The organism is Nitrospira sp. KM1, from assembly GCF_011405515.1.
GTDB lineage: Bacteria > Nitrospirota > Nitrospiria > Nitrospirales > Nitrospiraceae > Nitrospira_C.
This window is the reverse complement of sequence record NZ_AP022671.1, coordinates 2,989,794-3,011,715: the sequence shown is the minus strand read 5'-3', so window position 1 is coordinate 3,011,715 and position 21,922 is coordinate 2,989,794. Positions and strand designations below refer to the sequence as shown.

At 58.1% G+C, this 21,922-nt stretch carries 18 protein-coding genes; 15 read left to right on the top strand and 3 right to left on the bottom strand.

Translation table 11 applies throughout. The features are described from left to right. The first annotated feature begins 60 nt into the window (after positions 1 to 60). The 5 genes from nuoL (at position 61) to W02_RS14115 (ending at position 7,400) form a co-directional block, all read left to right on the top strand. Positions 61 to 1,959 carry an NADH-quinone oxidoreductase subunit L gene (gene nuoL / locus W02_RS14135; RefSeq protein ID WP_173048786.1) on the top strand — a complete coding sequence of 633 codons (1,899 nt, stop codon included), beginning with the start codon at positions 61 to 63 and terminating at the stop codon, positions 1,957 to 1,959. A 6-nt stretch (positions 1,960 to 1,965) separates the two neighbouring features. Further along, on the top strand, positions 1,966 to 3,528 hold the full coding sequence (locus W02_RS14130) for an NADH-quinone oxidoreductase subunit M (protein ID WP_173048785.1): 1,563 nt from the start codon (positions 1,966 to 1,968) through the stop codon (positions 3,526 to 3,528). Then, positions 3,525 to 5,012 carry an NADH-quinone oxidoreductase subunit N gene (locus W02_RS14125; protein ID WP_173048783.1) on the top strand — a complete coding sequence of 496 codons (1,488 nt, stop codon included), beginning with the start codon at positions 3,525 to 3,527 and terminating at the stop codon, positions 5,010 to 5,012. The genes W02_RS14130 and W02_RS14125 overlap by 4 nt, the downstream gene beginning before the upstream one ends. A gap of 72 nt (positions 5,013 to 5,084) precedes the next feature. Then, positions 5,085 to 5,942, top strand: coding sequence for a YihY/virulence factor BrkB family protein (locus W02_RS14120; protein ID WP_173048781.1), 858 nt, complete (start codon positions 5,085 to 5,087; stop codon positions 5,940 to 5,942). Positions 5,943 to 6,041: 99 nt separating this feature from the next. Next, a complete protein-coding gene (locus W02_RS14115) occupies positions 6,042 to 7,400 on the top strand; it encodes a hypothetical protein (protein ID WP_173048779.1) in 1,359 nt (452 codons plus the stop codon). Between the two features lie 4 nt (positions 7,401 to 7,404). Here the strand turns inward: W02_RS14115 and W02_RS14110 are convergent, their stop codons facing one another. Beyond that, a complete protein-coding gene (locus W02_RS14110) occupies positions 7,405 to 8,583 on the bottom strand; it encodes a site-2 protease family protein (RefSeq protein WP_173048777.1) in 1,179 nt (392 codons plus the stop codon). A 62-nt stretch (positions 8,584 to 8,645) separates the two neighbouring features. Here W02_RS14110 and W02_RS14105 point away from each other — a divergent pair, with 62 nt between their 5' ends. The 5 genes from W02_RS14105 (at position 8,646) to uvrC (ending at position 13,090) form a co-directional block, all read left to right on the top strand. Then, on the top strand, positions 8,646 to 9,344 hold the full coding sequence (locus W02_RS14105) for a polysaccharide deacetylase family protein (RefSeq protein ID WP_173048775.1): 699 nt from the start codon (positions 8,646 to 8,648) through the stop codon (positions 9,342 to 9,344). Then, a complete protein-coding gene (locus tag W02_RS14100; RefSeq protein ID WP_173048773.1) occupies positions 9,323 to 9,826 on the top strand; it encodes a GNAT family N-acetyltransferase in 504 nt (167 codons plus the stop codon). Before W02_RS14105 ends, W02_RS14100 begins: the two co-directional genes overlap by 22 nt. A 2-nt stretch (positions 9,827 to 9,828) precedes the next feature. Further along, positions 9,829 to 10,227, top strand: a complete 399-nt coding sequence (locus tag W02_RS14095; RefSeq protein WP_173048771.1) for a VOC family protein — start codon at positions 9,829 to 9,831, stop codon at positions 10,225 to 10,227. A 104-nt stretch (positions 10,228 to 10,331) separates the two neighbouring features. Beyond that, complete coding sequence (dapF, locus tag W02_RS14090; protein WP_173048769.1) at positions 10,332 to 11,201, top strand: diaminopimelate epimerase; 870 nt, start codon at positions 10,332 to 10,334, stop codon at positions 11,199 to 11,201. Positions 11,202 to 11,284: 83 nt separating this feature from the next. Continuing rightward, entirely contained in the window at positions 11,285 to 13,090 is a 1,806-nt protein-coding gene (gene uvrC / locus W02_RS14085) for an excinuclease ABC subunit UvrC (protein ID WP_173048767.1), read from the top strand. A gap of 123 nt (positions 13,091 to 13,213) precedes the next feature. Here the strand turns inward: uvrC and W02_RS14080 are convergent, their stop codons facing one another. Then, positions 13,214 to 14,572 carry an OmpP1/FadL family transporter gene (locus W02_RS14080; RefSeq protein ID WP_232068549.1) on the bottom strand — a complete coding sequence of 453 codons (1,359 nt, stop codon included), beginning with the start codon at positions 14,570 to 14,572 and terminating at the stop codon, positions 13,214 to 13,216. A gap of 221 nt (positions 14,573 to 14,793) precedes the next feature. Here W02_RS14080 and W02_RS14075 point away from each other — a divergent pair, with 221 nt between their 5' ends. Continuing rightward, on the top strand, positions 14,794 to 15,726 hold the full coding sequence (locus W02_RS14075) for a LuxR family transcriptional regulator (protein WP_173048765.1): 933 nt from the start codon (positions 14,794 to 14,796) through the stop codon (positions 15,724 to 15,726). Between the two features lie 27 nt (positions 15,727 to 15,753). Here the strand turns inward: W02_RS14075 and W02_RS14070 are convergent, their stop codons facing one another. Next, on the bottom strand, positions 15,754 to 16,530 hold the full coding sequence (locus tag W02_RS14070) for an acyl-homoserine-lactone synthase (RefSeq protein WP_173048763.1): 777 nt from the start codon (positions 16,528 to 16,530) through the stop codon (positions 15,754 to 15,756). A gap of 205 nt (positions 16,531 to 16,735) precedes the next feature. On the opposite strand from W02_RS14070, the gene W02_RS14065 reads away from it, so the two are divergent. The 4 genes from W02_RS14065 (at position 16,736) to W02_RS14050 (ending at position 21,810) form a co-directional block, all read left to right on the top strand. Further along, the gene (locus W02_RS14065; RefSeq protein WP_173048761.1) at positions 16,736 to 17,548 is read left to right on the top strand and encodes a sensor histidine kinase; all 813 of its coding nucleotides are present in this window, start codon (positions 16,736 to 16,738) and stop codon (positions 17,546 to 17,548) included. Continuing rightward, complete coding sequence (locus W02_RS14060; protein WP_173048759.1) at positions 17,545 to 18,219, top strand: response regulator transcription factor; 675 nt, start codon at positions 17,545 to 17,547, stop codon at positions 18,217 to 18,219. The genes W02_RS14065 and W02_RS14060 overlap by 4 nt, the downstream gene beginning before the upstream one ends. Before the next feature lie 179 nt (positions 18,220 to 18,398). Then, a complete protein-coding gene (locus W02_RS14055; RefSeq protein WP_173048757.1) occupies positions 18,399 to 21,125 on the top strand; it encodes a PAS domain S-box protein in 2,727 nt (908 codons plus the stop codon). A 1-nt stretch (position 21,126) separates the two neighbouring features. Then, on the top strand, positions 21,127 to 21,810 hold the full coding sequence (locus tag W02_RS14050) for a response regulator transcription factor (protein ID WP_173048755.1): 684 nt from the start codon (positions 21,127 to 21,129) through the stop codon (positions 21,808 to 21,810). Positions 21,811 to 21,922 lie beyond the last annotated feature (112 nt).

The window sequence follows — 21,922 nt, the reverse complement described above, 5'->3', positions numbered from 1 at the left end:
GGGTCACATCCTGCGCTCTGTCCCGGCGGCAAGCGGATGGTTTCTTGAGGCACCCGGTTCATGACGTATGAATTGATTCCTCTCTTTCCGCTGGCCTCGTTTCTGATCTTGGGGCTCGGTGGACAGTGGATCAAAGACAAGGCGCATCTCGTGGCGGTGCCGGCCGTTGCGCTTTCCTTTGTGCTGTCGTTACTGGCGTTTTTCGATGTAGCCGGCGGACACCATACGACCCTTCGCCTGTATACCTGGCTGACCTCAGGCACGCTCGATATCCATATCGGATTGACGGTAGACCGGTTGACCGTCGTCATGCTGCTGCTGGTCACCACGGTCAGTACACTCGTTCACATCTATACGATCGGTTACATGGCGGGCGAACCGGGTTATGCGCGCTTTTTCAGCTATATCGCCTTGTTTACGTTTTCGATGCTCATGCTGGTGCTGGCCGATAATTTCCTCCAACTCTTCGTGTTTTGGGAAGCGGTCGGTCTCTGTTCCTATCTCCTGATCGGCCACTGGTATGAACGGCCTTCAGCCTGCGCGGCTGCGACGAAGGCATTCATCGTCAACCGCGTGGGCGACTTTGGTTTTATCCTTGGCCTTCTGCTCGTCTGGACGACGTTGGGCTCGCTCGATTATTCCGACGTCTTTGCCAGAGCCCCGGAGGCGGCCGGTGCGACACTGAACGTCCTGAGCGCCTTGGGCGGCACGTGGGACGTTCCCGTTATGACGATGATCTGTCTTCTCCTGTTTACCGGAGCGGTCGGCAAATCGGCTCAAGTGCCTTTGCACGTCTGGCTCCCGGACGCCATGGAAGGCCCTACGCCGATCTCCGCGTTGATTCACGCCGCCACCATGGTCACCGCCGGCGTGTTCATGGTCGCGCGCCTCGCGCCTTTGTACAACCTGTCTCCTACGGCTATGACCGTGGTTGCCGTGGTCGGCGGGCTGACCATGGTATTGGGCGCCACCATCGCGCTCACCCAAACAGATATCAAGCGAGTGGTGGCCTATTCGACGATGAGCCAACTCGGCTACATGATGATGGCCTGCGGCCTCGGAGCCTATGCGGCCGGCATGTACCATTTGTTGACGCACGGAGCATTCAAGGCCCTCCTCTTCTTAGGATGCGGCTCGGTGATTCTCGCGCTCCACCACGAGCAGGACATGCGGCATATGGGCGGATTGAAAGACAAGCTTCCGGTCACGTATTGGACCTTCCTCGTCGGTTCCCTCGCCCTCGCCGGATTTCCCCTGACGGCCGGATTCTTCAGCAAGGACGACCTGCTCGTATCGACTTGGTCATCCGGGCCGCTCGGTCAGGTGCTCACGGTCTTCGGTCTGCTCACGGCGCTCATGACGGCGTTCTACAGTTTCCGCCTGGTCTTCGTCACCTTCTGGGGTTCTTCCCGTGTCGATCCCCATCACGCTGCACACGTCCATGAACAATCGCCGACCATTACCGTGCCGCTGATGATTCTCGCGGTGTTGAGCATCGTCACGGGGTACCTCGGCATTCCGTCTTTTCTCGAACCGATGTTTTCGTCCGGCGGTGAACAGGCGGCGCATCATGGAAGCGGCGCTGCCGGAGTCATGGCAGCGGCCACACTGATGGGCGTCCTCGGCATCGGGGGCGCCTATTATGCCTATGTGGTCAACCCTTCGCTGCCGGATACCCTCGCCCGCACGTGGCAGGCGGCGTATGAATTATCGTTCCACAAGTGGTATGTGGATGAACTCTACAGCCGCGTGATCGTCCGTCCGACCTTTCGCGCGGCAGGGGAACTCTGGAAACGGGTCGATGTCGGGATCATCGACGGGGCCGTGAACGGGGTGGCCCGCGCCGTCGCATGGGGCGCGTGGTTCATGCGGCTGCTGCAGAGCGGGCAAACACAGCATTACGCACTGGGCATGGCCCTCGGCGTGGCCGTCATTCTGACCGTGTTTTTACTCTATTGAGGCGTAATGTCTTCGACCGGCTTTCCATGGCTCACGGTTCTGATCTTCCTTCCGCTCGCGGGAGCCGCAGCGATCGCTTGTGCCAAAGAATCGTCCGCTCGCTGGATCGCCCTCGGCGTGACGATTGCCGATCTGGTCCTGGCAATCCCGCTGTGGTGGCTTTTCGACGCGCACTCCAGTCAAATGCAGTTCGTCGAACATGTCGCCTGGATCAAGACTCCGCCCATCCATTACAGCCTGGGGTTGGATGGGATCAGTCTTCCGCTGGTGCTCATGACGGCCGCCCTCATGCCTTTGTGCGTTTTGGTCTCCTGGACGGCGATTACGGTCAGCGTCCGAAGTTTCATGGCGGTGCTGCTGGTCATGGAAACCGCTATGTTGGGGGTATTCGCCGCGTTGGACTTCGTGCTCTTTTATGTCTTTTGGGAAGCGATGCTGATACCGATGTATCTTCTGATCGGTGTCTGGGGAGGACCGAACCGGTTGTATGCAGCGATTAAATTTTTCCTGTATACGCTCGCAGGAAGTATCTTGCTGCTCGTGGCCATTCTGGTGCTGTATTTCTATGGCGGCCGGACGTTCGACATCCTTGCGTTAAGCCAGGTGACCTATCCGGGCCCGCTTCAGACCTGGTTGTTCCTTGCCTTTTTCGCCGCGTTTGCCGTGAAAGTCCCGATGTTTCCCTTCCACACCTGGTTGCCCGACGCTCACGTGGAGGCGCCGACTGCCGGCAGCGTCATTCTCGCCAGCGTGCTCCTCAAGATGGGCACATACGGATTCCTGCGATTCAGCCTGCCGATGCTCCCGGATGCCAGCCGGGTCATGACCCCGGTGATGGCGCTGCTCTCGATCGTCGCGATCATCTACGGAGCGTACATGGCCTTGGCGCAGACGGATCTCAAGAAGCTGATCGCCTACTCGAGCGTCAGCCATATGGGATTCGTCACGCTTGGTCTATTCGTGCTGAACCAGCAGGGGATCGAGGGCGCCGTGATGCAAATGATCAATCACGGGATCACCACCGGAGGGCTGTTTCTGTGTGTCGGGATCATCTATGAACGCACGCACAGCCGCCTGATCGCCGACAATACGGGCCTCGCGAATCCGATGCCGCGCTACGCCACGTTTCTAGTGATTTTCTCACTGTCGTCTCTCGGCCTCCCCGCCACCAACAGCTTTGTCGGAGAATTTTTGGTCCTGGTCGGCACGTTCCTGTGGAGCAAGGCGGCGGCGGCCGTTGCCTCTCTCGGGGTGATCCTCGCTGCGTCCTACATGCTGTGGATGATCCAACGCGTCGCATTCGGCGTCCCGTCTCCCGGCCATCTGCCCAAATTGACCGATTTGAATCATCGTGAACTGGGCATCCTCGCGCCCCTCGTGATTCTGGTCTTTTGGATCGGCCTGTACCCGAACCCGGTCCTTCTCCGCATGCACGCCAGCGTTGATAAGACCCTTGAGGCCATGGCCAGGGCCAAAGTCGCTCCGACGACGCATCCATCTGCCGGAGTTCCGGTCTCCGCGCTCGTCTCTCCACCGGCGATGCATTTGGAAGGAGAACGGTTGCCATGACTTCATTCGGCGCCGACCTGTTGGTCCTTCTTCCCGAGCTGGTGATTGTCGCGGCAGCCTGCCTGGTGCTTATCCTCGATCCCGTGACGAAACCGTCGCGCAAGGAATTGCTGGCATGGCTGAGTCTCGGGTCGCTGGCCTTGTGCATCGGGCTCACCGGCGGCCAGATCGGATCAATGAACGTGCGGGTGCAGGCATTCAACGACCTCGTCGTCGTCGATGGCTATGCGCGCTTCTGGAAACTGATGCTGTATGTCGTGACCGGCATGACCATTCTCATGTCGATGCCCTACCTCAAAGTCGAGCGACTTCAGCTCGGTGAATATTACGGGTTCATCCTGCTGTCGCTTTCGGGGATGATGGTCATGGTGTCCGGAACCGATCTGCTCACGATTTATCTCGGGACCGAACTGATGTCTCTGTCGCTGTATATCATGGCGGGACTCAAACGGTCTTCGGCACGGTCATTGGAAGCGTCGGCCAAATATTTCGTCCTCGGGGCCTTTTCGTCGGGTCTCTTGCTGTACGGCATCTCTCTCTTATATGGAGTGACGGGAGGCACCAGACTTTCTGTCATCGCGGGAGCCATAGGATCCCGCGGCTTCGATGATCCATTGCTGCTCATCGGGACCATCCTGATCGCAGTGGGATTTGCGTTCAAGCTTGCGGTCGTGCCGTTCCATATGTGGACGCCCGATGTCTATCAGGGAGCGCCGACATCCGTCACGGCCTTCATGGCCGTCGCATCCAAAGCCGCCAGCTTCGCAGCCTTCCTGCGCGTGTTCGTGGAAGGACTCGGCGGGCTCAAGGCCAACTGGTCCGCGCTGTTCCTTCTGCTGTGTCTCGCCACGTTGGTGCTCGGAAACCTGGTGGCAATCGTGCAGACCAACATCAAACGGATGCTGGCCTATTCGAGCATCGCGCATGCCGGGTATGCCTTGATCGGCATCGTGGCGGCCGGTCGCAGTATGAGCGAGTCGGGAGGGACGACGGGAATCGCCAGTGTCATGCTCTATCTCGTCCTGTACGCCTTCATGACCCTGGGAGCGTTTGCCGTGATTGCGATGTTCCGTACCGGTGGAATAGAAGGCGAGGAGATCGAGGATTTCACCGGACTGGCAAAACGTCAACCGATGGCGGCGTTCCTCATGCTCGTGTTCATGGTCTCGCTCGCCGGCATTCCTCCTACCGCCGGGTTCATCGGAAAGTTCTATGTCTTCATGGCGGCGGTCGATGCCGGGCTGACGTGGTTGGCCGTCATCGCCTTGATCTTCGCCGCGGTGTCCGCCTACTACTACATGCGGATCGTCATGGTCATGTATATGCGCGAACCGGATGCATCGGTGGTTGATCCTCCGCGGCTGGTGCCTTCCCCGGCCCTCTCGATCGTCTTGGCCTGCGCAGTCGCCGGAGTCATCATCTTCGGACTGTTCCCGAATCCTCTGGTAAGTCTGGCGGTGCAGTCGGTCCTTCCGCTCAAATAACACAGGCTGACCGCCCGTGCATCACTGCGCCAGCCGTGCTAGGCTGAGTGATTCCATCAGAGGTGGCGGCCAATGGAACTCTGGCGTCTGCTCAAAGACTTCCTCACATCGTTCTTAAGACAAGGATGCGGCAGCCTCGCGGCGTCCCTCGCATTTTTCTCGTTGCTCTCGCTCTTCCCGCTCGTCTTTCTCCTGCTGTACGGCGTCAGTTTCATCGTCAGTCAGGATGTCATCGGGGCGCAAGTGCTCCTCAGCTTCTTGAAAGGCTTTCTCCCGACTCTCGGCGCCAAGCTGGCCGTGGAGTTGCAGCGCGTGAGCGAATTGGACACGGTGCGCTGGCTCGTCTTTTTGTCCTTTGCCTGGTTCGGCACGCTGGTCTTCTACGAGCTCGACTACGCCCTGAATGTCGTATTCGAAAGCCGCTGGCAACGCCATCCGCTGATTTCGACGATTATTTCTGTCGCCTCCCTTGGAGCGGTCGGACTGTTGCTCGTCGTCTCGTACGTCGCCACGCAGACCGTCAACATCATCACCAGTTATATCCCCCATTTCTGGGGGCTCGACCTCCTGGCCTTGACGGCTCATGATTTTTTCCTGACCTATACGCTTCCGTTTCTGCTGGCCTTTCTCACCGTCACGGCACTCTACCGCTTCGTACCCCGCCGCCCTCCCGGGTGGCGCGAAGCCATGATCGGAGCCCTCACGTTCAGCCTCCTGTGGGTCTCGGCAAAATTGCTGTTTACGAACTATGCCGAATACGCCGCGCTGTACGACCTCTATGGCTCATTGTTGGAAGTCATTCTCCTCCTTCTCTGGCTGTATTATTCTGCCACGCTGCTCCTCTTTGGAGCCGTTGTCGCCCACTCGCTGCAGCAACGGATCCGGGTGCCCGACCCCGTCCTGTCCAAGACTCCCGGCATGTCGCTGTAATGCATCCGGAGCAGGTCTGCCGCTGTCGGCTTCCGGGCTTTTTCTGGCGAGGGCGTGCCGACCTGGCTACAATGAACCACCATCGGAGACCTTCGGAAGATGTTCGACGACTTCGGAAAAGATCTGTTGATGTTGGGCGGCACCATTGCCGGCTTCGTCGCCGCTATGCTGTCCATGATGGAAAAGCTGCTCGACATTCAGAACCGGCTCAAGTCGGGACAAGAGCGCAAAGCGCATTCTGCGGCGGAACGAGCCTTGCCGGACCCCGCGCCGGTGATTGATTTCTTTTCGTCACGTCCCCTGCGCGGAACCTCCTATCTTCTGATGTATGAAACCGGTGTGATCGTGGCCGCCGGCCTTCTCTTGAACTATGTGGGATTGACGCTGAGCCGTCATCTGGAGAGCATCCTCTTTCTCGATATGACCGGAACGGCGCTCGTAGCTTTCCTGCTCGGTCCGTGGTGGGGAGCTACGGCCGCCCTACTCTCCAACTCCATCGTGAATTGGCTCCTATTTCCCGAGTCGGGAGCAGACGTCGTGATTTTTCCCTGGTCGCTCGTAAGTATGACCGGGGCTCTGTATTGGGGCTGGATGGCACGGCAGGGAGGATTTCAGAAGTATCTCAGGACCGGAAAAAGTTCCGCACTCTCGCACGCCTGGTTCCTCTATGCGTTCGGCGTCGGCGGCGCACTGGTCATGAGCGTGCCGGGGACCTTCGTCCAGGCTGCCCTGAATGAACACTCGATCTTTTCCCTCAATCCGGATCTGGCCGACACGCTGAGCACGCGCGTGCTGGAATGGGAACACATGGTCCACCAGTCCATCGAGTCACTGATCGGCCTGACATGGGCCGACAGCATCGGTTGGTGGATCGTCAACTGGCTTCAGAACTGGATCCGGTATATTCCGGACAAGACCATGAGCGCGGCGATCGCACTCGTGGTTCTCAAGTACGGCTACCCTCTATTCGAGAAGGAACTGATCCACGGCGGGCCCGCAGGGGAACGTCCTCGTGATGAACGCGTCCTCCCTCTGGTGTTGGGATTGCTCTATGCTCCGTCATTCGCCACATTGATCAGCAGCGACACATATCATGGCGGGACCTACTGGCCGTTGTGGGCGATGCCATGGCTGTGGATTGTTGCAGGATACTTCTACCTCCGCTATTGGGGCTTCGGTGAACGCTCTCTCTATGAAGCCAGGCTCCAGCGCGCTGAGCGCTATGCGAGAGCCCTCAAGCCGATCGGGAAGGAAGCGTCGCATGAATTCTGCCGGCGCCTGACGTTTATGACCTTGATCGCGAGCCTCCTGTTTGCGCTCTGCCTTCCTGTCCTATTGATGGATTTCTATCGTGTCACCTTCAAATTCTTCTGCGTGGTATATGGATTTCTTCTCGTGGTGCATCTCATTCGGATTGCCATCGCACAGAATATCTCGGTGGCCAAGGCGGATGGGTAGCCGTTCAGGTGTCCGGCTTCTTCTGCGCCCGGCCATTTCGATGTAACTGAAAAAACGTCACGACCGACGATTGTGTGATGAGGCCGACCGGTCGCTCTTCTTCCATCACCACAAGCCGATCCCGGCCGGTTCTGGCCATGCGATCAAGCGCCTGCTTGACCGTCCGATCCCTGGTCACGAACAGATCCGGGGAAGCCGGGCTCATCACATCCCGCACCGTCCGCCAATCCCAGAGGGCTTGCGGCACCCGCTGGAGATCGTCCACAGTGATCACACCTGTCACGGAATCCCCCTCGGCCACGGGAAATCCACTGAAGCCGTGAGCGACGAAATAGTCATCGACGGCCGCGCGAACCGTCAGATGTGATGGGATGACCAACGGCGTCCGGACCATGACTTCCTCAACGGTCGTGGCTTCCAACGCCATACGGAGGGACGCCTGCTTCCTCGCATTCCAAGCGGCGCTGAACAGGAACGCACCGATGAACAACAGCCAGCCTCCATTACCGGCCACCGACTGCTCACCCCCTCCGAACAGAGATTCTCCGACGATCCAGGCTCCAATCAGGCAAAACAAGACGCCGCACCAGAGGCCGAACATGGCGGCATGACCGGTGGCACGATAAAGATTTTTGCTCCATGCCCATAGTCCCGCCCGTAACATTCGACCGCCGTCCAACGGAAACCCAGGGATAAGATTGAACAGCCCCAATTGGACATTGACCATGCCCAGCAAACCTCCCAGCACAACGAAACCCCGCACTGACGGCCCTGGAAACACCGTATCCGCCGTCATCGCCAACGTAAGGCATAGTACGCCCAGCACGAAGCTTACGGCCGGTCCTGCGATGGCAATGAGAAACTCCGCACGGGGATGGGGCGGTTCCTTTCCCATATGCGCCACCCCGCCAAAAATGAAGAGCGTGATTTGGGCGATGGGGATGTGATATCGCTTGGCGACGTAGGAGTGGCCCAGTTCATGAAGCAGAACTGACAAGAACAGGAGCAGGGCCGCGACGGCTCCCATTCCCCAATACCGTTCGTGGGATAGACCGGGCAAGGCATCCGGGAGATAGCCTGTCGCCAAGGTCCAACTCATGAAGAAAAATACGAGGAACCACGACGCGTGGATCCGTATCGGTATGCCGAGCGCCCGTCCGATTTCCCAATCAGGCAATGCCATGAAGATACCGTACCAGCGGCGAAAATTCGCCGTCAAGCGTGCGGTCGGGTATACTGACGACGATGCCTATCCTCCGATTGGCCCTTGGGACAGTTCTCCTTGCCGTGGTCCTTGCACGATCCGCCTGCGGTGAAGTCCTCACCAGCGGCCCTCCGGCCTGTCCCGGAGTCGCCTTGACGTTCGATCTCTGCCCTGTCCGCAATGGCAGCGGCTATGATCAACGAGTCATCGACTATTTGGTCGAACATAAAATTCCCGCAACATTCTTCATGTCCGGCCGATGGATGGCGCGGCACGACACTGAAGTCAAATTCCTCCTAGGGATTCCGTACTTCGAGGTGGGCACCCACGGCGACGTGCACGCGCACCTTCCCATGCATACACTCGACGAACAGCAACAGGAAATCCTGGCACCCGTCCGTGTGCTCAAAACGAAATATGGACGGGCGACGTCTCTCTTTCGCCCGCCGTACGGCGAGTTCAACGATCACACCGTCGATCTGGTCAAAAACCTGGGACTTCAGTTCATCCTTTGGAACGTCGTGTCGGGGGATCCCGACCCCACCCTCTCACTGGAACAGATCGATCACCGGCTCTCCCGCCTCACTCGCAAAGGCAGTATCGTCGTGCTGCATGCCAACGGGAAAGGCCGATACACCTATGAGGCGGTCGCCCATCTGGCCGAACAGGTACTGCCGCAGCGCCACCTGATTCCCATGACCGTCACGGATGTCCTCGCATGCCGGCAGACGAACCGCTGATGCCGCCTCCTATCAGAGCGATGACGGCGGAGGATCGTCATGCGGTCATCGGCCTCCTGCTCGGCTCAGAGCCATGGAAACGTCTCGGTCATCGGATGGCGGACTGGGATCGATATTTCGCGCCGATCCCTGCCGGGCGCGAGAGTTATGTCCTGCCTGATGATGCGGGTGTCGTCGCAGCGATCGCCGTGGTCAGACGCCACTTTCTTCTCGGAGATTATCTGGAACTGTTCGGCGTGGCTGCACGGGCCAGGGGACGCGGAGTGGGAAGTCGCCTACTCGAACATGTCGAGTCGCTGGTATTCGCCAGAGCCACGAATCTCTTCATCTGCGTATCGGACTTCAACCAACCGGCCCGCCGTTTCTACCGCAGGCACGGTTATCAGGAGATCGGGCCTCTTCCGAACCTCCTGATTGATGGTTCTGCGGAAATCCTTCTCAGAAAAACAACCGGACCGGGGATGCGGGCCGAGGAGATCTAGCGATGCGCGTGATGAAGCTGTTGCATACCAGAATGCGGGTCAGCAATATGGATCATACCATCGCTTTCTACACGGACGTGCTCGGTTTGCAGGTGGTCGAACGCAAGACCTCTCCCCGTGGTTCCCAGCTGGCATTCCTGCGGGTGCCCAACAGCGAGGAATTGATTGAACTCTGCAGCTTTCCCGCCAGCGGTCCCGTGAAGGTGCAGGAAGACCTCGTGCATCTTGCCTTTCAAGTTGACGACCTCGACGACACGATGTCCTCGCTGAAGGCGCAGGGCATTCGGATCACCGATGGGCCGACCGTGACATCCTCCGGAAGCCGATTCATTTTCATCGACGCGCCCGACGGCTATGAGGTCGAATTGATCGAACGGCCGCCTGACATCACGATCGTGTGATCGACCGCCATCGGATCGGCCGTCCCGTTCCATTGACGGATTCACGTCGGACCGAGTATTGTCGTTCGTTTTTTTAGCAGAACGCCGTTTGGAAGGAGCCTTCGATGAAGAATGGGTTTTTTCGCGGGCACGGGCTGGGAAACGACTATCTGGTCATGGACCCGAAGGAATTGACCTTCGCGTTGAAAAGCAAGACCGTCGCATTGATCTGCAATCGTCATTGGGGGCTGGGCAGCGACGGGATTCTGGTTCCGGTACCGTCCAAGAGCGCCGATTTCGGACTCCGCATCTTCAATCCGGACGGAAGCGAAGCGGAAAAGTCAGGAAACGGTCTGCGCATTTTCGCCCGGTACCTCCATGCGACGGGCAGAACCAAGAAGACACACTTCACTGTCGAGACGAAGGGCGGACTGGTCACGGTCGATCTGCATCTCGATGCACGCCGCGACGCATCCTCTGTCACAGTTGAAATGGGCCGTGCCACGTTCTCCCCCGGTGCGTTGCCCTGCACACTCCGCGCGGATGAACTGATCCGCCAGCCAATCCAGGCTGCCGGCCGGTCCTTGAACTTTACCGGAGTGAGCGTCGGCAATCCTCATTGCGTCGTCTTCAAATCAGCCGGTCAATCCTGGACGCGTGAGGATCTTTTGGCCCTCGGGCCGGCGCTGGAACACCATTCCATTTTCCCCAGGCGGACGAACGTCCAGCTTGCCGTTCCCACTGGTCCGAAGAAACTCTTCATCCTCATCTGGGAGCGCGGCGCGGGTGAAACCCAAGCCTCTGGGTCCTCATCCTGTGCGGCAGCGAGTGCCGCCGTTCGCCTGGGACTGGTCAAGAGCCCGGTCCGCGTCGACATGCCTGGAGGCTCGCTCAATATCGACGTCGCGCCGGATTTCGATCTGACCATGACCGGACCGGTCGCCGAGGTCGCCCGCGGTACGCTGAGCGCCTCATTCCTGCGGGCATTGCGATAGTCCCTCTCCAATTCCTCTTCTCTTCCGTTCCCGGGGGCAATCGTCCCCACTTCCTGGTATCCTGACGGATGGCCGGTGAATCCATGACGAAAGACCTTCTGCAATCCAAGCTCGCACATGTGCCGGATCGACCCGGCGTCTATCTTTTTCGAAATGCCGCCGGTGAGCCGTTGTATATCGGGAAAGCAGCCGTCTTGTCCGATCGGGTCCGATCGTATTTTCAGAAAGGCACAGATCACTCGGCGAAAACATCGCTGATGGTCGGGCAGGTCGCCGATCTGGAAACGATGGTGACACGATCCGAACTGGAAGCGCTTATCCTCGAAAGTAATCTGGTGAAGCGCCACCGGCCGCGGTTCAATGTGGTGCTGCGGGACGACAAGCAATATCCCTATCTGCGGCTGCCGGTAAAAGATAACTTCCCACGCCTGTCGATCGTTCGTCGGGTCCAGAAAGACGGTGCCCTGTATTATGGACCCTACACACCGGCCGGAGCATTGCGCGAAACGCTGAAGGTCATCAAGAGAGCATTTCCACTGGCAACATGTACCATCGATATCGACGGCCATGCCGAACGAGCATGCATTGAATTCGAGATCAAGCGCTGCATGGCTCCCTGCACCGGCCAACAGTCCAAAGCCGACTACCATGCCATCGTCAAGCAGGTCAGAAATTTCCTCGAGGGGAAGGATCGGGAGCTCGTCGAGGATCTGCGGAGCCGGATGGAAGCGCATGCCGGTCGCGAGGAATTCGAAGAGGCAGCCCGCCTGCGCGACCGTTTGTTCAAGATCGAGCGCACGCTCGAAAAACAGCGGATCACACAGGTTGTCTCGGCCGATCAGGACGTCATCGGCATCGCCCGGCAGGGGACGGCGGTCGATCTCCAATTGCTGTTCGTCCGCGGCGGGTTGCTGATCGGACGCAAAGATTTCTTCTGGCCTGAGTCGGCGGATGCGGCGGACGAAGAACTGGTCCGTTCAGCCATCGAGCAGTTCTATAATAAGGACGGCCAGCCTCCCCGAGAATTACTCGTGCCTGTGGAGATCCCCGATGCGGAGCTGATCGCCCGCTGGCTCACGGAGAAGCGCGGCGAAACGGTCCGTCTCATCGCTCCCGAGCGGGGCGTCAAACACCAGCTGGTGCTTCTTGCCGAGGAGAATGCCGCAGCGGCGGCGGCCGAGCATTTGCGCGACGAAGAGCTCGATCGTCAGGCCGGAGCCGAACTCAAACGGCTCCTGCATCTCGAAGCCCCGCCGCTCCGAATAGAAGGCTTCGACATTTCGAACACGATGGGAAACCAGTCGGTCGCCTCCATGGTTGTCTGGGAGCAGGGCCGGATGAAGAAATCCGATTATCGCCGCTTCAAAATCGTCACGGTCACCGGAGCCAACGATTTTGCCAGCATGCGTGAAGTGGTGAGCCGCCGGTATGGGACCGTCGAGGATCTGGCGCTGCCGGATCTCGTGCTCATCGATGGGGGTCTCGGCCAGCTCGCTGCGGCCATGGAAGGACTGAAGCAGGCCGGTAAACCGCATCTGCCGATTCTCGGTCTGGCGAAGGCCCGCGGGGATAAAGACGAGCGGGTCTTTTTGGCAGGCAGAAAAAATCCTATTCTTCTCAAGCCTCAGTCACCGGCCACGCACCTGCTTCAACGGATTCGAGACGAAGCCCACCGGTTTGCGATCACGTTTCATCGCAAGCTGCGTGGGAAGACCCTCGTATCCTCCCGTCTGGATCAAATTATCGGCGTAGGCTCGATTACACGGACCAAGCTGTTGAAGCACTTTCAGAGCGTAGAGGATATCACTCGTGCAAGCGACGACGCATTGCGTCAGGCAGGGTTGGATGAAAGAACATTGCGGGAACTTCGCCGCAGCCTGGCATCCTAGAATCTTCCGACCTATACCGCCTCCTGACCTACCGTGCTCTTTCAAGGAAGTCAATCAAGCCGAAGGATTTCTCAGCTGCTTCCGTGGAATACTTGGCAACGAATCCCCCACGTTCGCCCGTTCTCAATATCTCATCTGCAGACTGACGGTTCCCAAATGGATGAACGCATTGTACCGTCCGTTGACGGTAGGATTGTTATTTCCGGTCACGGTACGCGACTCGTAGATCCATTCCTGATACGCGACATCAAGGCCGACCGCCTTCGGCCACAGCGCTGATTCGCCCGAGCAAGGGACGACTCCGAAAAAATGGCCGGCACCTTTGCACAGCAATCCGGCGCCAAGCGAAATCGTGTGAGCCGTCAAGGACAGAATGGCCGGATTGAACGTCGCGTCCGGAACGGGATTTTTCGTATACGTGTAGCCCGTCCGCATCGTCACTTCCCAAGAGGTCAGCCACGAGGGGTCACGCCATCTGTATTCGGTCCCGACCGATACGACCGGAACGGTCTTCCATTGTTGGGGTTGAGGAATCGTCGTGCCGTTGGAAAGGTGGACGTCGAGATTCCGCATGGATTTCCACCCGACGAAGTCTACATCCAGTTCCAGCTTCCATTCTCGCTCGGTGGTCCTGACGGGCCAGATGGCCATCGCCCCAGTGAAGATTTGCGGGAGGACCATAGTGGTCGATGCATCGGCAATTTTCCCACCATTCACCAGTAGGGAGCCGTTCAATGGAACCGATGCCTGACTGTGGTACACCAGCCCGATGGAAGCCACCGCCCTGCCTTCGGGATTTCGCAAAGGCGTATACAATGCGCTCGCTACAAATCCGGCGCCTGTCCCTTTGCCGGAGAACTCGAGCGAGGCCCCTGCCGGCACACCGAGTCCGCCAGGCCAAATCTGACGCTGCTCTGCATGGCCCTCTCCCAGAAAACCGGCGAACGTATAGATATCGGCGCCGATGCCGAACGACAGATCTTCGTTCAATTTGTATGCAAGCGTTGGCTTGATATCGATCATCGGCAGCGCTGCCGAGGTTACCGCGGTGTTGAATGGGCCATCGACGGGATATCTGGTGCTGAGACCATATGGAGACGTCAATCCGAGCCCCACGGTAAAGGCAGAAAGAGTTTTGGCACCGAGAGATCCGAGATTGGCACTGAAGTACGTATGACTCGGTGGAGGAAATACGACACTACCTCCGAAATCTCCGCGTGTATCCACACCACCCGGGCTGTTGTATTTGACTGACCCGCCGAGAAGGACCGTTCCGAACATCGCCTGCATGCCCTCGACCTGTGTGAGCCCTGCAGGATTGTAGTGAATCGCGGATGGATCATCCGCCTGAGCGCTGAACGCATTGCCTTGGCCGGCTGCGGACGCGCTTTGCGGTTGAAACCGTAGGGCCTGGCCGGATGCAGGATGCGGATGAATCAACACCAATAACAGCAGGCCCGCCTGCCAGCCGCGACCATTCACCCTCAACCCCTCCCGATCCGGTTGTGGGATTCTGAGAATGCCGGCTGGAGGTACATGGATCGGCTGTTCACGACAAGGGCCAAACAGCCCTATCAATAGGGCTGTTTGGTCTATTTCGAATAACCCTATGTCAATTGTTGATATTGCAAGCAGTCTACCCTACACTGTGGCCGATTTGCTGTTCAGAACAGGGTCACCATTATTTACCCGGGAGTCTGCCAATGAGTGAGCCCCTCGGACAGGAATATCTGGTTTCTGATAGTGCGCTTTCCGGAGAGTTTCCTTTCATCCAGAGGGGAGGAAACTGGACATCACACCCGAACGCGCACAGTATCGCCAGACATAGGCCCTGGTCGAATTCGATCGGTCCCATCGAGGAACGTCGTCCGTTTCCTGCCGACCTGTTCTCCGGCCTGTCCAAGCGTGAAACGCAAAACATCGCTGAAGTTCTTCATCACGCGTTGGATGCCTCTACGGGTGACGACGTCTATCATCTTTTGCAACTCATTCAACAGGCCGTCGACTGTCCCCGCGTCATCGGCGGAGTCGCACAACTGACGGCAAAAGGACACTTCAAGGAATTCAACAGTGTCTTGAACGTCAGCTATTCGAACGACTGGTTGTACAGCTACGGCAAGAACGGATATGCCGCGGTTGATCCCGTGCTCCAGTCTTTTTTAACCTCGTGTGAAACCCAAGTGTGGACTCAGACCTATTCGGGAAAGAGTTCTGCAAGACAGATGGAATTCATCGAGGAAGCCCGGTCCTATGGGTTGACGCACGGACTGACCACCGGCATGCGGGAACGTACCGGCAGATATGCGACGTTCTTCTCATTTGCCGGGGGGGACGCGGCAAGTACGATCCGGTACAAGAGCCTGTTGGAATATCTCATCCCCTATCTTCACAGGATTATGATCGCGAACATCAATACTCCCGTTTCGAACAGGGTCAAAGGTCTTTCCCCGCGGGAAATGACGGTGCTGATGTGGATGAAACAGGGAAAAACAAATTGGGAAATTTCCCGTATCATCGGCGTTAGCGAGCGGACGGTCCGTTTTCATGTGGAGAGCATCTTCATGAAATTGGACGTCAATTCGAGGACTCAGGCTGTCGCGTTTGCCATCGAAAACGGCTTGTTAGCGGACGAATAGTCCATTCGTCGTCCGGACCACCTGAGATCAGGCCACAGCCAGTCCTTTCTCCGTCTCCAGCCTTCCTTTGACACGAGCCCACCGGCTCCGCGGCATGCGAGTCTCGGTATAGTTGTCCCTAGCATCCTTCGCCACAAATCCGCTCTTTTCAAACACCGTCGATCCATCCACGATATCAATCCAGTTATAGAAGGCAGGGTTCTCGACCGGACACACTTCACGGAAACGCTGCCAATCGAGCACGGCAGCAATGGACAGCGCTTCAGCCGGAGGAATGCAGACGGCCTGACTGATCGCCTCACAGGAAAATCCCATTCCTCGCAGGACCCTGAGAAACCGCTTTTCAACCACCATGTAGAGAAAGCGCACGTCGTTCTGAATCGACCATTGGTATACCCCTTTAAAAAGAACCTGCATGAACCGTATTGAGAGTCCGCGGTCGGATAATGTCGGGTCGATCGCCAGCCTGGTAATTTCGACCGTATCCCGCTCCCTTCTGATCTCACTTCCGGGAGCCAGGCAGGAACGAAATTCGCTCTCGAGCATGAACGGATAAGGCGGAGCCACCATCCGGAATACCCCTCGCAGTTGTGCCCCGTCAAACAGCCCTACTGAGGTGGCAAAGGAATCATACGTATCTATTTCAAGTCGGTCTTGATTACATCCGACCCATTTGAGACGCTCGGCAAATACCTGGTGACGCAGATGAAACGATGCTTTTAGTTCGTCTTCGTCCGTCAAAGTCTTGACGAGCAATTCGTCCTCCATGAACTCGATCGGCCGGATTTCCTGCATAACCTGCATAGGAACCTCCTGTTTTTTGACAATTGCCAGCATTTAGGCACCACATGACCAAAATGCCCGGCAATCGTCACCTGGCGTGTACGCCAGGTGACGGGGACGGAGGGAATCCCGTAAACATCAGTACGCGCGCCATACGACGCGCGGGGACGGAACTATCCAGGGCTTTCAGAAAAATCGCCCGAACCGAGAGGAGACGAGACCAACCGTGACAATACGACGTGGATTTCAGGTCATTGACGGATACAAAAAGCGCAACCAGAAGTCTGGAGAATACCTGCCTTTACAGGAAGACGGCCAGCGATCATGGGCGACGAACCCCGTCAATCAACTGCTCCATGAAGGAGAGGGACTTACCACCGCTCTCAAGGCCACCGAGGAACGATTGACGTCATTGCTTTATGACAGGGAGTTGATTCGCCGCGATCTTCACGACGTCGTGCTTCAATCCCTCTATGCAATCGGCCTGGGAATCGAAACATCACGCCGGCAGCAATCATCAGTCTCACAAAATGTCAATAGCATGGGGGATTTCGTCGTTGAACAGTTGAATACCCTGATTCATGAAGTCCGAGGTATGGTCCGCATGCTCGAATCGGGAACTGTTCAAGAATTCGACCTCTCATCGGAACTGCAAACGTTGATCAGCACCTACCGCCAGGCGGCCCGAATTCAGATTGTCGATGACATTCACGCGGAGGCTATGACGCTTTTAACGCTCGAAGAGAAACAGGAAATTTTGAAAATCGTCCGAGAGGCGGTCAGCAACTGCGTCCGGCATGCCAAAGCCTCCCGCATCACCTTGTCACTCCATACCAAAGGGAACAAGGTGCGTCTTCATATTCTGGACGACGGAATCGGGTTTCCGCAGGATCGGGTCGGTACAAAAGGCTACGGTTTGGCCAATATGGTCGCGCGCGCGAAGAAACTGGGCGGACATCTGTCCGTGCGGTCTGAGGCCGGGGGCGGAACCAGCGTACTCGCGGAGTTTACCTTGGAACCGATGGTCGCCTCTGTATGAAACCAGCCCATACGAGAATCGTCATCGTCGATGATCACGAAGTCGTACGCCACGGTTTGCGCTCCCTCCTCGGTCTGGAAGAGGACTTCAAGATCGTCGGAGAAGCAGGCAGCGTCGCGGAAGCCGTGGCCGTCGTTGCACGGGTGAAGCCGCAGGTGGTGCTCCTCGACGTGAAGCTCCCGGATGCCTCGGGTTTGGATACCTGCCGCCAATTGTTGGCTGTGCTCCCTCAGGTACGCATCCTGGTCCTGACCAGTTACGCGGAAGATTCGACTGTGGTCTCCGCCGTTCGAAGCGGCGCGCACGGGTACGTGCTGAAAGACGTCCGAACGGACGACCTCGTGAGGGCCATTCGCGCGGTGGCCGAAGGCCGCGGATATCTGGATCCCAGGATCACGCAACGAGCCCTGCATTGGATTCGTATGCAACCGGGGCAGGAACATCCCTCGGCTCCCCGTACCCCCCTGTCTCCCCAGGAACGGCTCATCATTCCATTGCTCGCCGAAGGCAAAACCAATAAAGAGATCGCCGCGCAACTTAATTTGAGTGATAAGACGGTTAAAAACTACCTCGCCAATATTTTTGAGAAGCTCAACGTCAAGCGCAGGACAGAAGCCGTCGCCTGGTTCGTCCGAGAGAGCCAGTCCACCTATCCGGGAAGCCCACACTGACTTCCCCGGCATACCCGTCTTGTCGGACCGTCGCCTGAAGTGCATTTGAGTCCTCCTCCGCTTCCACCTAGCAATTACAAGGCACCCGGCTCTATGCTAACGGGCTGAACGTCCCTTTCGACCTTCATTCGCGTCCGCTGTGTGTCTTGAGGGTCGGAGGTTTGCAGCGGGGCACGTACATGCTGAAGCGTCCGCTTTCGACATCTTCTCCCTCGTCTGTCGAGATCGAATCCCTCAAGACCCAACTGGTACGCCTTCGACAGCTTTTCGATCATGCCACCCGTGCGAATGCGCGAAGCAATGGACCCGCGGCGCCGTTCTCCGAGGCACACGGCACTGAGAACAGCCTCCTGACGGAAGTCCGAACGATCGTCGAGACCATGCAGCGCACCGTCGATGATCTGGAGCATGCACTTCGCAAGCGGGAGAGGACGGAGGAGGCCCTCAGGGAGAGCGAGCAGCAGTTTCAGTTTCTTTACGACAACAACCCCTCGATGTATTTCATTCTGTCTCCCGACGGCATCGTCCTGTCCGTCAACACCTATGGCGCCGAACAGCTCGGATATCGTCGAGACGAGCTGGTCAGGAAATCAGTACTGACCGTGTTTGAATCGGGCGATCATGAGACGATCCACCGCCAATTGAAGACGTGCTCCTCGCATCCAGGCGACACATTCGAATGGGAGATCCGGAAGGTCAGGAAGAACGGCAGCCGGCTGTGGGTCCACGAGCGCGCCCGCGCGGCAGTCGATCCCCACCGAGGATTGGTCATCATGGTCGTCTGTGAAAATGTCACGGAGCACCGGCACACCACCCAACTGCTTTCCACGCTGGTGCGGGAATCTCCGCTTCCCCTCGTGAGTCTGGATGAGAATGCCCGGATCACGACCTGGAACCAGGCCGCGACGCGTCTCTTCGGTTGGACAGAGGAGGAGGTCCTGGGGCGCGAACTGCCGTATATTCCCAATGGCGAGGAAGCCGCGGCCTCTGTGCTCTGGGAGCAGGGGCTCCTGGGGGACATCACCGGCCCGATCGAACTCCGGCGGTGTCGCAAAGACGGATCCATACTGGATCTGTTGTTGTGGCCGGTCTTCGTACCGGCCGAATCGGGGCGATCATCCACCGCTGTCGGTCTGTATGTGGACCAATCCGACCTGAAGCGGGCGGAGGCCGCCCAAGTGAAAAGTGAAGCCCGGCTCCGGTCGTTCCTCGACGCTCTCGATGACCTTGCATTTGAATTCGACGAGACCGGGACCTATCTCAATGTGTGGACGAAGAATGAAGCCATGCTGGCCCTGCCGAGACGGGACATTATCGGCAAAGCCCTGACGGATGTCTTTGGCGTAGAACAGGGTGGAGCGCATCTGGAAGTGATCCGACAGGTGCTGGACACCGGCGAGACCCGAGCGATCGAATATGATTTGGCGATCAGCGGGTATCGTCACTATTTTTCCGCTGTCTTGAGCCGCATCCCCGCAGCGGGGCTCGTCAAAGCCACTGTCGCCTGTGTCGTCCGTGACATCACGGCCCGGAAGGAGGTCGAGGAGGCGTTACGAACCAGCGAGGAACGCTTCAGCAAGGCCTTCCGCATGAGTCCGCATCCGATCATCGTGACCGAACTGGACACGGGACGGTGCGTGGAAATCAACGAGGCCTCGCTGCGCCTGTTCGGGTACCGCCGCGACGAAGTGGTTGGGCAGACGACCCTCAATCTCGGTCTCTGGCCTACGTTGTCCAGCCGAGCGGACTTCCTGAAGCGGCTGGTCGCAGCGGGATCGCTGCGCAATCAAGAGATGGACTTTTATACGAAGGAACGTTCGTTGCGGCGTTGCCTGGTTTCGTCCGAATTGATCGAGCTCAACGGCGTGAAATGTGTCGTGACAGTCGGGTCCGACATTACCGAGCAAAAACGGGCTGAGGAGGCGTTGCGGGTCAGCGAGGCCCGTCTGCAGCGGTTTGTGGAGGAGGCCCCCGTGGGACTCGTCATCCTGGACAATAAGCAACGCCTGCTTTCGGCCAACCGAGCATTCTGCGACCTCACCGGATATCCGGAATCGGAGGTCGTCGGACACAGCTATCATCTGTATATCCATCCCGACGACCTCCCGAAAAACGTGGCTCTGACGGACGAGTTGTATCATGGCATGCGGTCCGAGTATGCCTTGGAAAAGCGCTATATCAAGAAAACCGGGGAAACTATCTGGGTATCGGTCCGCGCCACCGGAGTGGACATGCCCAACCATCCTGGCCCCCTGCTCTTGGCGGTCGTCCAGGACATCACGGAACGGAAACAGGCATCGGAATCGCGGGAACGGCTCAGTCAAGACCTCCACGACAATATCCTGCAGTCGCTCTATGCAGTGGGCATGCAACTGGAAGCCGGGAAACTCGTGGCCGGACAATCGATTCGCCGGTCCAAGACCTACATGACTCAGGCGATCGACCAACTCAATCAATTGGTGACGGATGTGCGAACGTTCATCGCCCTCCTGAAGCAGGGACCGAGCCCTTCGATGAATTTCCGGCAAGCCCTGCGCCAAATCGTGGATTCATTTTCTTCCAACGACCGGAAAGCGGCGGACCTCGCCGTGGAAGACCGCGTCATCGAAGCGATTTCTCCGGTGCAGGCGGAACAATTGTTGAACATCGCCAGGGAGGCGCTGAGCAACAGCGTCCGGCACGGACAGGCGGCGAACCGGCAAGTTTCCCTTCGCCGCGAATCGAACTCCGTGGTGATGCAGATCTCCGACGACGGCATCGGATTCGACCCCAAACGGAAGCGCATCCATGGACACGGATTGATGAACATCGCGGCCCGCGCGAAGAACATCCGCGCGCGGCTGGTGCTCGAAAGTGCACCGGGTCGTGGCACTTGTATCACCGTCGAACTGCCAGGAGTTGAATAACATGGACGCTCAAAAATCAAAAGTCATACGGCTGCTCATCGTGGACGATCATGAGGTCGTCCGGATCGGACTGGGGGCGGTGCTCGGTCTCACGCCAGGCATCAAAGTGGTGGGACAGGCGGCCGGAAAGGAGGAGGCGAGGACCATGAGCCTTCGTCTGAAACCGGATGTGGTGCTGCTTGATATCCGTTTGCCGGACGGAAGCGGCGTCGAGGCCGCGAGAGAAATCCTCTCGTCGTGTCCCGGGACAAAGGTGTTGTTCCTGACCAGTTTCGCCGACGATCATACCGTGCTCGAGGCCATCCTCTCCGGTGCACACGGCTATGTACTGAAGGATATCGCGTCCGATGCGCTCATCCGCGCCATCAGAACCGTGGCCTGCGGTCAGCCGTTGGTGGACCCGCGACTTACCAAGTACGGCGTGCAGTGGCTCAAGCAGTCTTCCGCGTCGGGAGGGCCGTCGAAACGGCCGTTGCTCTCCCCGCAGGAGCAACGCCTGCTGCCGCTCGTGGCGGACGGCATGACGAACAAGGAAATCGCCGGACAGCTGAATCTAAGTGAAAAAACCGTAAAAAATTATCTGGCCAATATCTATTCCAAGCTTCAGATCGGACGCCGCTCCCAGGTGGCCGCGCTGTACGCGGGAAGCTTCAAGGCTCCTTCATCGCGCGCCGATGTGACATAACTGCCGGCTCGACGACAGCGCATCATTGCTGCCTCCGTCGCTCGCGATGACCCGGTCCATTCGGACGCAATTGACACGACGATGGCCTGCCTCTAGGATACGCCCGCAACGA